This window comes from Longimicrobium sp. (assembly GCF_036280135.1).
Lineage (GTDB): Bacteria > Gemmatimonadota > Gemmatimonadetes > Longimicrobiales > Longimicrobiaceae > Longimicrobium.
In genome coordinates this window covers 1-13,541 of the sequence record NZ_DASURI010000198.1, presented here as the reverse complement: position 1 = coordinate 13,541, position 13,541 = coordinate 1, and the positions used below count along the sequence as shown (strand labels likewise).

At 71.7% G+C, this 13,541-nt stretch carries 11 protein-coding genes and 1 pseudogene; 9 read left to right on the top strand and 3 right to left on the bottom strand.

The genetic code is table 11. From position 1 onward, the window contains the following. The 8 genes and pseudogenes from VFZ20_RS05855 to VFZ20_RS05820 all read left to right on the top strand — a co-directional run. Nucleotides 1–316 (top strand): annotated as a pseudogene (locus VFZ20_RS05855) (hypothetical protein); the annotation flags it as partial. Next, the gene (locus VFZ20_RS05850; RefSeq protein ID WP_329682902.1) at nt 313–540 is read left to right on the top strand and encodes a hypothetical protein; all 228 of its coding nucleotides are present in this window, start codon (nt 313–315) and stop codon (nt 538–540) included. The pseudogene VFZ20_RS05855 and the gene VFZ20_RS05850, both read left to right, overlap by 4 nt. A 405-nt stretch (nt 541–945) precedes the next feature. Continuing rightward, a complete protein-coding gene (locus VFZ20_RS05845; RefSeq protein ID WP_329682901.1) occupies nt 946–2,019 on the top strand; it encodes an Ig-like domain-containing protein in 1,074 nt (357 codons plus the stop codon). 14 nt (nt 2,020–2,033) lie between these two features. Then, nucleotides 2,034–2,309, top strand: a complete 276-nt coding sequence (locus VFZ20_RS05840) for a hypothetical protein (RefSeq protein WP_329682900.1) — start codon at nt 2,034–2,036, stop codon at nt 2,307–2,309. 154 nt (nt 2,310–2,463) lie between these two features. Next, nucleotides 2,464–3,645: an acyl-CoA dehydrogenase family protein gene (locus tag VFZ20_RS05835; protein WP_329682899.1), complete on the top strand. Its 1,182-nt coding sequence runs from the start codon at nt 2,464–2,466 to the stop codon at nt 3,643–3,645. A 323-nt stretch (nt 3,646–3,968) separates the two neighbouring features. Continuing rightward, on the top strand, nt 3,969–4,673 hold the full coding sequence (locus tag VFZ20_RS05830; protein WP_329682898.1) for a class I SAM-dependent methyltransferase: 705 nt from the start codon (nt 3,969–3,971) through the stop codon (nt 4,671–4,673). A 12-nt stretch (nt 4,674–4,685) separates the two neighbouring features. Further along, nucleotides 4,686–5,477 carry a glycosyltransferase family 2 protein gene (locus tag VFZ20_RS05825; protein ID WP_329682897.1) on the top strand — a complete coding sequence of 264 codons (792 nt, stop codon included), beginning with the start codon at nt 4,686–4,688 and terminating at the stop codon, nt 5,475–5,477. A 58-nt stretch (nt 5,478–5,535) separates the two neighbouring features. Beyond that, complete coding sequence (locus tag VFZ20_RS05820; protein ID WP_329682896.1) at nt 5,536–7,230, top strand: hypothetical protein; 1,695 nt, start codon at nt 5,536–5,538, stop codon at nt 7,228–7,230. A 361-nt stretch (nt 7,231–7,591) separates the two neighbouring features. Here VFZ20_RS05820 and VFZ20_RS05815 read toward each other — a convergent pair whose 3' ends face one another. From VFZ20_RS05815 to VFZ20_RS05805, 3 genes are all read right to left on the bottom strand, one after another. Further along, nucleotides 7,592–9,973: a GumC family protein gene (locus VFZ20_RS05815; RefSeq protein ID WP_329682895.1), complete on the bottom strand. Its 2,382-nt coding sequence runs from the start codon at nt 9,971–9,973 to the stop codon at nt 7,592–7,594. A 138-nt stretch (nt 9,974–10,111) separates the two neighbouring features. Next, nucleotides 10,112–10,726 (bottom strand): polysaccharide biosynthesis/export family protein, encoded by a 615-nt coding sequence (locus VFZ20_RS05810; RefSeq protein ID WP_329682894.1) that lies wholly within the window; start codon nt 10,724–10,726, stop codon nt 10,112–10,114. 187 nt (nt 10,727–10,913) lie between these two features. After that, nucleotides 10,914–11,915: a hypothetical protein gene (locus tag VFZ20_RS05805; RefSeq protein ID WP_329682893.1), complete on the bottom strand. Its 1,002-nt coding sequence runs from the start codon at nt 11,913–11,915 to the stop codon at nt 10,914–10,916. Between the two features lie 231 nt (nt 11,916–12,146). Between VFZ20_RS05805 and VFZ20_RS05800 the strand changes: the two genes are divergently transcribed. Beyond that, on the top strand, nt 12,147–13,496 hold the full coding sequence (locus VFZ20_RS05800) for a UDP-glucose/GDP-mannose dehydrogenase family protein (RefSeq protein ID WP_329682892.1): 1,350 nt from the start codon (nt 12,147–12,149) through the stop codon (nt 13,494–13,496). Nucleotides 13,497–13,541 lie beyond the last annotated feature (45 nt).

Below are 13,541 nucleotides of genomic sequence, written 5' to 3'. Positions count from 1 at the left end.
GGCCGCCGCCGCGGACGAGCATCCGCCGTTCGACTGCCGCAAGTGCGGCCGTTCGGTGCAGGGCGAAAAGCCCGACGACGCGCGCTGGTGCGAAGCGTGCCGCCGCGCGCTCATCCACTCGGCCACGCGCCGGTCGTGGCTGCCGGCGGCCGTGGTGGCCGTGCTGTACCTGTGGCTGCTGTGGTGGAGCGGGCTGCTGGAGTCGCCCCTGTCGGTGGTGTGGCTGGTGCTGGGGGCGCTGTTCACGTTCGTGGCCTACAAGGTGGCGCGGCGCGTGTGGTTCGACGTGCTGCGCGGCCGTTCGACGGGAGAATGATGCGCGACTGGCTGCTTTCGCCGTGGATCAACATCGTGGGCGCCATCGCCGGCGGGATGGCGCTGGGGTACGGCCTGGGCTCCATCCCGGGCGGCATCACCGTCGTGGGGATGGTGTGGACGGTGATCGGGCTCATCCTGCTCTGGTGGACGCTGGTGGACCGCCGCAAGGCGCGCCCCGGCACGCCCGAGAGCGAGCGGGACGGGTCGCACACGATTGAATGAGAGTGCGTGAGTGCGGTAGTGCGTGAGTGCGTGAGTGGCTCACGCGGGCAGGGGCCCTCTCCGGATGCGTCCGGGGAGGGCCTCTTCGCGTCCGCGGACGTCCGTCACGGGTGGGCGCTACGGCAACTGCATTCTCACGCAGAGCCGCGGAGGACGCAGAGAACTGCAACGGCAGAAGAGCCCGTTTCCGCACTCACGCACGCACTACCGCACGCACGCACTTCCCCAAACAGATGGGGATTGCATCGTCGACAATCATCTGCTACTTTTCTGACCCGTCACGGGCGTGATGCGCTGAAGTTTCCCCAAGTGCACGGCACCGGACGGCCCTCCCCTCCGCGAATCCGATACCTGATCGGCCCGCCGGAACGGCATCCCAACACATCCGCACCCCCCTGCAATCCCATGAAATTCGTGGGCAAGGGCTGGCTCGCCCTCGCGCTGGCCACCGTCGTCGCCGCCTGTGAAGGCGGCGGCACCAACCCGGCCGTGGCCACCAGCATCACCGCCACCTCCGCCACCACGCAGCAGGCCATCGCCGGCACGGCCGTGGCCCAGGCGCCCGCCGTGCGCGTGCTGGACCAGCGCGGCGACCCCATGCCGGGCGTCACGGTGTCGTTCACCGTCGCGGGCGGCGGCACCGTCGCGGCGTCCTCGGCCATCACGGACGCGGCGGGCAATGCCACGTCCGGCACGTGGACGCTGGGCGCCACCGCCGGCAACCAGACGGTGACGGCCGGCGTGCCGTCGCTGCAGCCCGTGCAATTCACCGCCACGGCCCAGGACCCCTGCCAGACGGCCACGACCTTTACGCTGGGCGCCGTCGTCAGCGGCAGCCTGGGCGGGGCGGACTGCCACCTGAGCTCGGGCGAGTACGTGGACCACTACGCGGTGAACCTGCCCTCGGCCCAGGCCGTGTCGTTCACCATGAGCTCCAGCAGCGTGGACAGCTGGCTGGAGATGTACGACGCCAACGGAAACATCCTGGCGGTGAACGACGACGGCGCCGAGGGCACGGTGAACTCCACCATCCGCGTGTTCGCCCCGTCGGGCAACTACTTCCTCTCGGCCACCAGCTACGACCCCGACGAGACGGGCGCGTACCAGCTGTCGTCGGCCGGGGTGGCGGGCAACGCCAACTGCGACGAGTACTGGGTGGTGCCGGGCGTGAGCATCACGGGCTCCATCGCCAATACGGACTGCAACTTCGGCGGCTACTACGCCGACGACTACCTGGTGGTGCTGTATCCCAACCAGACGCTGAACGTGCGGATGGAGTCCACGGCCGTGGATTCGTACCTGGCGCTGTACGACCAGTTCGGCGACCCGGTGGTGGAGGACGACGACTCGGCGGGCGGCAACAACGCCCAGCTTTCGTACCGCAACCCGGGCTCGTCGCCCATCCTGCTCGTGATCGACGCCGGCACCTTTGGCCCCGGCGCCACGGGCGCGTACACCCTGAGCGTGACCCGCTCGTGAACCGGAGAACGACCATGCGCACGCTCTTTCTGACCCTTGCCCTCTCCGTGACCGCCGCGGGCGCCGCCCGGGCGCAGGAGCCCGTCCGCACGGGCGCGCTGCCGGCCGCCTCGGCCCAGCCGGCCCCGGCCCCGGCGTCCCGCGCGCTCCCCGCCGGCATGGCCGGCCGCGTGCACCAGGGCCCCGCCGCCGCCGCGCCCGCCAAGGCCGCGACGGGCGCCCGGGCGTCGGTGTCGCGCGCCCGCCGCCAGCCCACGCCGCGCGTCAAGCGCCCGGCCCCCCGCGGCTGAGCCGGCAGGCGCCATCGACCGGGAACGGCGGGTCCGCTGAACGCGGGCCCGCCGTTTTCCGTCCCCCGCGGGTTGCTCCGCGTGCCCCGCGCGTCTATCTTCCGCCCCTTCCGAGGACCCAGACGACGACCTTTCAGCCGAGCGCCGCAACGAGATGGCCAGGTTCCAGGGCGTAGACTACTACGACATAGACGCGCTGCTCACCGAGGAGCAGCGGATGATCCGCGACACGGTGCGCCAGTGGGTGGACGACGAGCTCATGCCCGTCATCAACGACGCCTACATCGGCCGCTACCTGCCCAAGCAGCTCATCCCGGGGATGGCGGAGCTGGGCGTGTTTGGCGCCAACCTGCCGGAGGAGTACGGCTGCGCGGGGCTGGACAACATCTCCTACGGGCTCATCATGCAGGAGCTGGAGCGCGGCGACAGCGGCATCCGCTCCTTTGCGTCCGTGCAGGGCGCCCTGTGCATGTACCCCATCTACGCCTTCGGCAGCGAGGAGCAAAAGCACGAGTACCTGCCCCGTATGGCCGCCGGCGAGGTGATCGGCTGCTTTGGCCTCACGGAGCCGGACTTCGGCAGCAACCCGGGCGGCATGATCACCCGGGCGCAAAAGACGGACGACGGGTGGGTGCTCAACGGCGCCAAGATGTGGATCACCAACGGGTCCACGGCCAACATCGCCATCATCTGGGCCAAGACGGGCGAGCTCAACGACAGCAAGAGCATCCGCGGCTTCATCGTGCCCACGGACACGCCGGGGTTCACGGCCAAGGACCAGAAGGGCAAGCTGTCGCTGCTAGCGTCGGACACGTCGGAGCTGGTGCTGCAGGACGTGCGCGTGCCCGACAGCGCCCTGCTGCCCAAGTCGGGCGGCCTCAAGAGCCCGCTGATGTGCCTTACGCAGGCCCGCTACGGCATTGCCTGGGGCGCCATCGGCGCGGCCATGGCGTGCTACGACGAGGCGGTGAAGTACGCGACGAACCGCGAGATGTTCGGCCGGCCCCTGGGCGGCACGCAGATCCAGCAGGTGCGGCTGGCGGAGATGCTCACCGAGATCACCAAGGCGCAGCTGCTGGCGTGGCGCCTGGGGCACCTCAAGGAGGGGGGCACCATGCGGCCGGAGCAGGTGTCGCTGGCCAAGCGCAACAACGTGAACATGGCCACGGAGGTCGCCCGCGAGGCGCGGCGCCTGCTGGGCGGCAACGGCATCCTCATCGAGTACCAGTCCATGCGCCACATGGCGAACCTGGAGTCGGTGTACACGTACGAGGGCACGCACGACGTCCACGCGCTGATCCTGGGCCAGGACATCACGGGCATCGCGGCGTACTGATCCGCACGGCTCACGCGGAGCGGGTCCGGGAGGGCGCGGACGGTCATCCGCGCCCTCCGTCTTTTACGGCAACGGCGTTCTCACGCAGAGCCGCGGAGGACGCAGAGTCCCCCATCCCGTGCCAGGTCAGCCCCGTACACCGTCGTTCGGATCCAGGGGGTGAGGGTGGGGGAGGAGGAGGAGCTGTCCCGGGCAGGATCCGGGGTACTCCGCGCCTCCGCGGCTCTGCGTGAGAATCCGTTGCAGTTCTCCGCGCGGGGCAGGGGTTGCGCCGGTGCGTGATCACTGCGACATTTCGCGCCTCACCTTCGTACTCTCCAGCGATGGCCAGCAGCTTCACGTACGCGAGCTCCGAGCTCGACGCCATGGCGTCGGCGCCCAACTACTATCAGGCCATTCTCTCGTTCTTCCAGCCCCACCTGGGCCGGAGCGTGCTGGAGGTGGGCGCCGGGATCGGCACCTTCTCGGCGCTGCTGGCGGGGGCGCCCGGGGTGGAGCAGCTGGGGCTGCTGGAGCCGGCCGGCAACAACTACCCGCTGCTGCGCGAGCGGTTTGCCCACGACCCGCGCGTGCGGGCCGTGCACGGCTACCTGGAGCAGCACACGGCCGACTTTTCCGTGGACAGTGTGGTGACGGTGAACGTGCTGGAGCACGTGCCCGACGACGCCGCGTTCCTGCGCGCGGCCCGGAGCGTGCTGCGGCCGGGGGGGCGGCTGCTCATATTTGTCCCGGCCCTGCCCGCCATCTACGGCAGCCTGGACACGGTGTTCGAGCACCACCGCCGGTACACGCGCCGCACCCTGCGGGCGGCCCTGGAGGGCGCGGGCTTTGGCGTGCCCGTTCTTCGCTACGTGAACCTGCCGGGCGTGCTGGCGTGGTTCGTCACGGGGCGCGTGCTGCGCAAAAAGACGCTCAACCCGCGCGACGTGGCCACCTACGACCGCCTGGTGATTCCCTGGCTGATGAAGCTGGAGCGGCACTGGTCGCCGCCGCTGGGCCAAAGCCTGCTGGCCGTCGCCCAGGCCTGAATGGAGACTGCCATGACCCCGAACCCGAGCCCCATCCGGCTTTCCGTCGTCATCCCCGTCTACAACGAGGCCGCCAGCGTGGAGGCCGCGCTGCTGCGCGTGCGCGCCGTGCCGCTCACCATGGAGCTGGTGGTGGTGGACGACGGATCCCGCGACGGCACCCGCGACGTGCTCACGCGTCTCCGGGACGAGGGGCTCATCGACGTGCTGGTGCTGCACGAGGTGAACCGGGGCAAGGGCGCGGCCGTGCGCACGGGCTTTGCCCACGCCACGGGCGAGATCACGGTCATCCAGGACGCGGACATGGAGTACGATCCGTTCGACCTGACGCACCTGATCGAGCCCATCCTGGACGGCCGCGCCGACGCCGTGTTCGGCAGCCGCTTCATGGGAGGCCCCCGCCGCGTGCTGTACTTTTGGCACCGGGTGGGCAACGGCGTGCTCACGCTCATGTCCAACATGTTCACGAACATCAACCTCACGGACATGGAGACGTGCTACAAGATGATGCGCACGGACCTGCTCCGTACGCTTCCCCTGCGCACGGACCGCTTTGGCATCGAGCCCGAGATCACGGCGTGCCTGGCCAAGTCGGGCGCGCGCATCTACGAGCTTCCCGTGAGCTACAACGGCCGCACCTACGCCGAGGGCAAGAAGATCGGCTGGAAGGACGGCGTGGCGGCGTTCTGGCACATCCTGCGGGCCAACCTGCTGTCGCCCCGGCCCCCACGCTACGTGTCCACGCCCCTCGTGGGCCAGCCGGCCGCGGCGCAGCCGCCGCGGATGACGGCGGGCCGCGAGTAGGCTCGCCGGGGGCCGGACCTTTTCTCCAGGAGCGCCGCGAGGCGCTCCTTCTTTGCGAATGACGACCGTTTCTCCTGCCGCCGCCCCGGGCCGCGCCGGCGACGGGGCCGGCCGCGGCGCCGCCCGCGGGTCCGCCGCCCGGCTGGCCCGCGTGGCCGTTCCCCTGGCGTTCTGCCTGGCGGGGCTGCTCATGGCCCACCACCCGGTGCTGCTCTCCGGCTTTGCGCGCATGCAGCCGGTGGACGCCGACTCGCGCCTGGTGAACTACTTCCTGGAGCACACCTGGCTGTGGCTGCGCCAGGCGCCCGGCCACGAGGCGTTCTGGGAGATGCCGTTCTTCGTGGGCCAGCGGGGGGTGGCCGCGTACAGCGAGACCATGCTGGGCATCGCGCCCCTCTACTGGCTGTACCGGGGCGCGGGGTTCGGGGTGGAAACGTCGCTGCAGCTGTGGGTGCTCACCCTTTCCACGCTCAACTTCACGGCGGCGTACCTGTTCCTGCGCCGCGCCGTGGGCGTGCGCATGCCCGCCGCGTGCGCGGGCGCCTTCCTGTTCGCGTTCGCCGGCATGCGCCTGTCGCACATCGACCGGCTGCACCTGCAGGGGCAGTTCTACTCCGTGCTGGCCGCGTACGCCCTTGTCCGGGTGTTCGCGCTGCGGCCGGACACGGCGGAGGGGACGGGGGGTCCGCGGGCCACGGGATGGATCGCCGTCTTTTGCGCGGCGGTGGCGGCGCAGCTGTACGCGGGCTTCTACATGGGCTTCTTCCTGGGGATGGCCCTGCTGTTCGCGCTGGCGTGGGCGCTGGTCCGCCGTCCGTACCGCGCGCGGCTGCTGGCCGTGCTGCGGCGCAATGCCGCGGCCGTGGCGGGGTTCGGCGCCGTGGCGGCCCTGGCGGTGGCGCCCATGGCCATGCGCTACCTGTCGGCCTCGCGCGAGGTGGCGCAGCGCACGTTCCTGGAGGCGTACTGCTGCATGCCCCGCCCACACACGTGGGCGTACATGGGTCCGGACAACTGGCTGTACGGCTGGATCATGCGGCCCGACGTGTTCGTGCGGCTGCCGTTTCCGCACGAGCAGGAGAACGGGCTGGGGCTGGTGGCGTTCGCGGCGGCGGCGCTGGGACTGTGGCATGCGCGCCGGCGCCCCCCCGTGCAATTCCTGCTGGTCGTGGCGCTGGCGACGATCGTGGTGTCCACGACGCTGCCGGGGCAGATTACCCTGTGGCACCTGCCGTACCGGCTGGTGCCGGGCGCGAGCGCCATCCGGTACGTGGCCCGCATCGGGCTGCTGGTGCTGCTGCCGGCCGCCGTGGGGCTGGCCCTGTCGCTGGACCGGCTGGGACGCCGGCACGTGGGGCTGGCCCTGGCCGTGGGCGCCGTGGCGCTGCTGGAGCAGGGCCGCCGCTCGGGCTCGTACGACAAGGCCGGGCACCACGCCCGCATCGCGCGCCTGGCGAGCCACATCCCGGCGGGGTGCCCCCGGTTCTACTTTTCCCCCGTCCAGGCGCCGGGCCGCCCCGTGTCCCGCCTCATGGAGCAGTACCAGGGCGACGCGCAGTGGATGCAGCTCCTCTCGGGCATCCCCACCGTCAACGGCTACTCGGGGAACATCCCGCCGGGATACGCGGACCTGCGCGACCCCGTCATCCACGACGCGGCGGACGAGGCGCGCATCCGCAACGCGCTGGAGACGTGGGGGCGCACGCACGGCATGGACCGCATCTGCTGGGTGCGCCGTCCCGCGGAGGAGTAGGCCGGGCGGATCGTTTGCCCATGCGGGACGGAAAGAGGCGCGGAGAGCCCGGCTCTCCGCGCCTCCTTCTCATCCACCAGGATCGCCTGCGGGGACGATCCCCGACGCGATATCCTCCGCGGGCCGAAACAGCATTCTCACACGGCGCCTGCGGCGAACGGAGTCAACGGTTTTCTTTCGATCCGTTACCGTTGACTCCGTTGGCCGAAGGCCCCGTGTGCAACGTTCCGTAGACCTGTCCCGCGCGTCCGTGCTGGCGGCGCCAGGGATGCGGAATTTCGTGCTCTCCAAAGGCGGAACGAGAAGAGCCCCGGCGCGGGATCGCGCCGGGGCTCCGTCGTGTGCGGGGCGGGGAAGGGGATCAGTGGCCCGTTCCGTTGCGCCGCCCGTTGCCGTTCTGCGGCTCGTCCTCCATCCCGTAGTAGCCGTAGCCCGCCTGCGCCATCTCCAGGTCGTTGAGCACCACGCCGCCCACGGGGGCGCGCAGCAGCTCCAGGCGCCCGGCGGCGTGGCGCAGCGCCTCGCGCTCCGTGCTGCCGGCGCGGGCCACCAGCAGCGTGCTGTCGGCCATGCCGCCCAGCACCGCGGCGTCCGTCACGTGCATGAGCGGCGGCGCGTCCAGCACGATGGCCCCGAACCGCTTGCGCAGGTCGCGCATGAGGTCGCGCATGCGCTCGGAGCCCAGCAGCTCCGCCGGGTTGGGGGGGAACACGCCCGCGGGAAGGAACGAGAGCGGCACCCCGCTGTCGCCCACGGGGATCTGCTGCACGGCATCGTCCAGCGAGGCGCGGCCCAGCAGCACGTGGGTAAGGCCCGGCTCCTTGCTGCCGCCCACCAGGTGGTGCAGCAGCCCCTTGCGCAGGTCGGCGTCCACCAGGAGCGTGGGCGTGCCCTGCTGGGCCAGCGTCACGGCCAGGTTGGCGGCGCTGGTGCTCTTGCCGTCGCCCGGCATGGCGCTGGTGACCACCACCACCTGCGGCGCCCCGTCGATCCCGGCAAAGGTGAGGTTGGTGCGCAGGGCGCGGTACGCCTCGCTCACGGGGCTGCGCGGGTCGCTCTGCGTCACCAGGCGGCCGGGCATGTGCCCGTCGCCGTTGCCGCGCCCGTGGATGGGGATGCCCTTGAGGCGAATGCGGGGGATGGTCCCCAGCACCGGCACGCCGCCGGAGAGCGACGCGGCCTCGTCTTCCGTGCGCACCTTGGTGTCCAGCGCCTCCAGCCCCATGGCCAGGCCCACGCCCAGCAGCAGCCCGAACGCGCCCGCAAGCACCAGGTTCTTGAGCGGCGACGGCGCCACGGGCCTGCCGGGCACGAGCGCCGAGTCCAGGATGCGGATGTTGGTGGGCTCCACCGCGTTGGCGATCTCCGCCTCCTTCAGCCGCGTCTGCAGCAGCGTGTACAGCTCCTCCAGCAGCGACTGCTCGCGCTGGCGGCGGGCGAACTCCAGCTCGCGGGCGGGGATGGTCTGCAGCTGCGTGCCAAAGCGCGCCAGCTCGCCCTCGATGCTGGCCAGCTCCGTGTCCAGGCTTTCCTGGTAGCCGCGGGCCGTGCGGTACAGCTGCTGCTCCAGCTCGCTGATGCGCTCGTTGATGCCCACCACCTCGGGGTGCGACTCGGTGCGCTGCACCAGCAGCTCCGTGCGCCGGTTCTCCAGGGTGGTGATGGCGGCCACCAGGTCCTGCACCAGCCGGTTCTGCAGGAAGATGGGGAACGAGGCCAGCTGCCGGTACGGCGAGCTGCCGCCGGTCGCGGGCGCCGAGGCCGTCACGCGCTGCAGCAGCCCGGCCAGGGCGTCGCGCTCCGCCCGCTTGGCGTCGCGCTCGGCCGTGCGCAGGGCCAGCTGCTTGACCTGCTCCGTGGCCTCTTCCTTGGGGGCCACCACCCGCGAGGCCTCGCGGAACGCCCGCAGGTTGACCTCGGCGTTGCGCAGCTGCTCCTCGTAGCCGGAGACCTGCTCGCGCAGGAAGGTCACCAGTCCCGCGGACTCGGCGCTCTCGCTGCCCGCCTTGTGGCGGATGAACTGCCGGGCCACGGCGTTGGGCACGGCGGCGGCCAGCTCCGGGTCCGTGTGGCGGTACGTGAGGTTCACCACCATCACGTCGCGGCTCTCGCGCCCCACGTTCAGCACGCGCCGCAGCCCCGCCACAGCGCCCAGGAACGGCTGCACGGCCACGACGATCTCCTCGGGCCGCCGGCGGTTCACGGACGGCTTGAGCAGGATGGTGGTCTGCCCCAGGCGCGCGGGCTGGCCCACGCGCACCGTGGCGGGCCGCATGCCCTTGCCCGTGGCGCGGTACGAGCCGTCGTCCTGGCGGGCCAGGGTGTACTCGCGGTACACGGTGGTGCGGGGGGCGAACAGCACGTCCAGGATCTCGCCGCGGGCCACCCGGGGCTTGACCACGTCCACGTGCAGGGCCAGCGAGTCGGCCACGGCCTCGGCGATCAGGCGGCTGCGCATGACCGTCATGTCGGTCTCCACGCCGCGACCGCCGCCCCCGCCCGCCAGGGGGGCCAGCTCCGCCATCAGGTTGATGCCGGGCTGCTTGTCGTCGATGAGGAGCGAGCCGGCGCTTTCGTAGACGGGGGCCTGCGTCCAGGTGTACAGCGCGCCCAGGGCCAGCAGGGTGGCCGTGACGGCCGCCACGACCCACTTGTGGCGGCGCACCGTGTGCCAGATGTCCAGGATGCTCAGGCCGCCTTCCGCTTCGTCCGCGGCCGGCGCGTGCTTGCGCAGCTCTGCCATGTACCGTTCAAGAAGTGGGGAACGGCCGGTCGCCGGCCGGCCGTCTAACGCCGTGGGCCCGGCGCCGGTAGCTCCGGCGCCGGGCCTGGCCGTGTTGCCCGGAAGGGTCCCGCGCGGGTCGGTCTTCCCCCGCCCCCGTTACCGGAGGATGATGGAGGTGATGACGCTGCCCACGGTAAGGATGGTGCTCACCACGAAGGTGCTGTTTCGCGCGAACCAGCTCTTTTCGTCCACGATGATCTGGTCGCCGGAGCGCACGTCGGCGCTGGACAGCGTTTCGCCCGCGCCCACCCGCTGGCGCAGCACCTGGCCCTCGCGCACGATGCGGATGCGGTTCAGGCTGCCGTTGGGCGTGGTCCCGCCCGCCATGGCCACCAGCCCCGCCAGGGCCAGGGTGGGGTCGGCCCCGTACAGTCCCGGCTTTTGCACCTCGCCCAGCACCGTCACGCGGCGGATGGGGGTGACGTTGATGGACGGGTTGCGCAGGTGCACCCGGTACTGCGCCGTGAGCGTGTCGCGCAGCATCTCGATGGGGATGTCCACCAGCCGCTGGCGTCCCAGCAGGGGGAGCGTCACCGTGCCGTCCACCGAGATGGTGTAGTCGCCGCTCAGGTCCTGCTCGCGCCAGATCTCCACCCGGATGGCGTCGCCGGGACGCAGCGTGCCGCCGGTCTGGGCGGCCGCCCGCGCCACGGGGGCGAACAGGGCCAGCAGCGCGAGCAGGAACAGGAGGCGGCGCGGGTACGGCTTCACGGCGATCGTAACGGTGTACGGTGTACGGTGTACGCGGTTCGGGCCTAAGCCCGGAGAATATAACGGCCTTCACACGGGCGGAACAGGCCGGCGCCGGTGCGCGGGGGCCACCGTACCCGCGTCCCGCCGATTTGTTGCGGCCCTTGTTCAACCCCCTCCGTCCCTTCCGCCGGACGTCCGCGGGCGCTCAGGCGCCGGACCGCAGGCGCCGCAGCGCGTCGGCGGGGAGAAAGCGGATGCGCTCGGGGTCGAACTCCCCGTCGGGGACGCAGTACGGGCGGTCCCACCGCATCTCCGGCTGGGCCATGAGGTCCAGGGCGAACCCCGCGTCGATGCAGGGCGCGCCCAGGGGCTCCAGCTGCCGCAGCACGTTGGCCGCGCCCACCCCCGCGCCCACCAGCGCCAGGTCCACGGGCCCGTCCACGGCCCCCGGGTCCAGCGTCTCCAGCATGGCCTTGTCGCGCGAGATGGGGAGAAAGCGCACGTCGGCGGCGCCGCGCGCCCGCAGGGCGGCGTCCAGCACGGCGCGCCGCTCCGGCGGCAGGTGGTTGACCACCAGCACCCGCCGCCCCCGGAGCAGCCGGTCGCCGTCGGGGCCGTTGAGCAGCGCGTAGACGGCGTAGAAGTGCACGTAGTTGCCCGCGTGCAGGTGCACGCCCGCGCCGTCCAGCCAGTTCTCGATGAACGGGTGGAACGGGGCAAAGAACGGGCTGTCGTCCAGTCCCAGGGCCAGGTAGCCGTGCCGGGCGATGAACGCCAGGTCGGCGGCGTAGCGCCGCAGCAGCGACTGGCGCTCGTCGCGCGAGTAGGTCTCGTTGACGCGGTAGTTGGGCGAGCCGCTGGCGTGGCGGCCGCGGCGGCCCGTCACCGTGGCCAGGACGCGCTTGAGGGCGCGGCGGGGGCCCAGCCGGCGCCAGGGCAGGAACTCCTCCGGGGGGCCCAGGGCAAACGAGAACTCCCCGTCCGCCATCCGGTACACGGGGAGATAGCGGTGCTCGTCCACGGCCCGCAGCACGTCGGCGGCGAACCGGCGGTACCAGTCGCGGCAGTCCTCGTCCCGGAACGCGTACACCCGCGTCCGGTCGCCCAGCCGCGCGGACAGCTCGCGGTGCCGCTCAAAGCCCGGAAAGTGCTGGGTGACGCGCGGCGCCAGCCGCTCGCGCAGGGGGGCGGGGGGAGTGCTCGTCATTCGGTCCGTCAGGGGCAGCCGTGGGCACGTCCGCCGGCGCGACAACGGGGCCGGCGGGGCGCGGAACTTAGGCGCGCGGGCCCGGGGCGGGCAAGCGAAGCGGACGGAGCGTCCGCCTTGCGCGCGCGGTGCTCCCTTTGTTGCGGCACGGCCCGCGGACTTCTATGTTGCCGCCCTTTCCGGGCCCGGCAACGCGCGGCCCGCTGCTTCCCAAACCGTCTGACGGAACGCATGAAGATCGCAGTCGTGGGCACCGGCTACGTGGGACTCGTGGCCGGCGCCTGCCTGGCGGAGACGGGCAACGACGTCGTCTGCGCCGACATCGACGCCGGCAAGATCGACCGGCTGAACCGCGGTGAGATCCCCATCTACGAGCCGGGGCTGGAGCCCATGGTGGAGCGCAACCTGCGCGAGGGGCGCCTGTCGTTCACCACCGACGTGGCGGCGGCCGTCCGCGAGGCGGAGGTCATCTTCATCGCCGTGGGCACGCCCCCGGGCGAGGACGGCTCGGCGGACCTGCAGCACGTGCTGGCCGTGGCCGAGACGGTGGGCCGCAACATGCCCGCGGACGGGCCCGAGAAGATCGTCATCACCAAGAGCACCGTCCCGGTGGGCACGGCCAACAAGGTCCGGGCCGCCATCCGCCGCCACACGGACCGCCCGTTCCACGTCTGCTCCAACCCCGAGTTCCTCAAGGAGGGGGCGGCCGTGCAGGACTTCATGAAGCCCGACCGCGTGGTCGTGGGCGTGGAGAGCGAGCACGCCCGCGCCCGCCTGGCGGAGCTGTACGCGCCGTTCGTGCGGCAGGGCAACCCCATCCTGTTCATGGACATCGCGTCCGCCGAGATCACCAAGTACGCGGCCAACGCCATGCTGGCCACGCGCATCTCGTTCATGAACACCATCGCGCACCTGTGCGAGGCCGTGGGCGCCGACGTGGGGCTGGTGCGCCAGGGCATCGGCACGGACGACCGCATCGGGCCGGCGTTCCTGTACGCGGGCATCGGCTACGGCGGCAGCTGCTTTCCCAAGGACGTCAAGGCGCTCGTGCACACCCTGCGCGAGACGGGCGTGGACCCGGCCATCCTGGAGGGCGTGGAAAAGGTGAACGCCCAGCAGAAGAAGGTGCTGCTGGAGCGGGTGACGGAGCGCTACGGCGAGGACCTGTCGGGGCGCACCTTTGCCGTGTGGGGCCTGTCGTTCAAACCCGAGACGGACGACATGCGCGAGGCGCCGTCGCTGGACGTGGTCCGCGGCCTGGTGTCGGCCGGCGCGCGGGTGCGCGCGCACGACCCCGAGGCGCGGCACGAGGCCACGCGCCACTTCGCCGACCTGCTGGCGGAGGGCGGGCTTACGTTGTGCGAGCACAACTACGACTGCCTGGACGGGGCCGACGCCCTGCTGGTGCTGACGGAGTGGCACGCGTACCGCACGCCGGACTTCGAGCGCATCCGCACCGGCCTGCGCGAGCCGCTGGTGTTCGACGGGCGCAACCTGTGGGACCCGGCGCGCATGGCCGAGACGGGCTTCGAGTACGTCTCCATCGGCCGCACGCCCGCGGCCCCGGCCGTGGCGGCGTAACGGCGGGTACGAAGGTACGGAAGGTACGAAGGTACGAAGGTACGA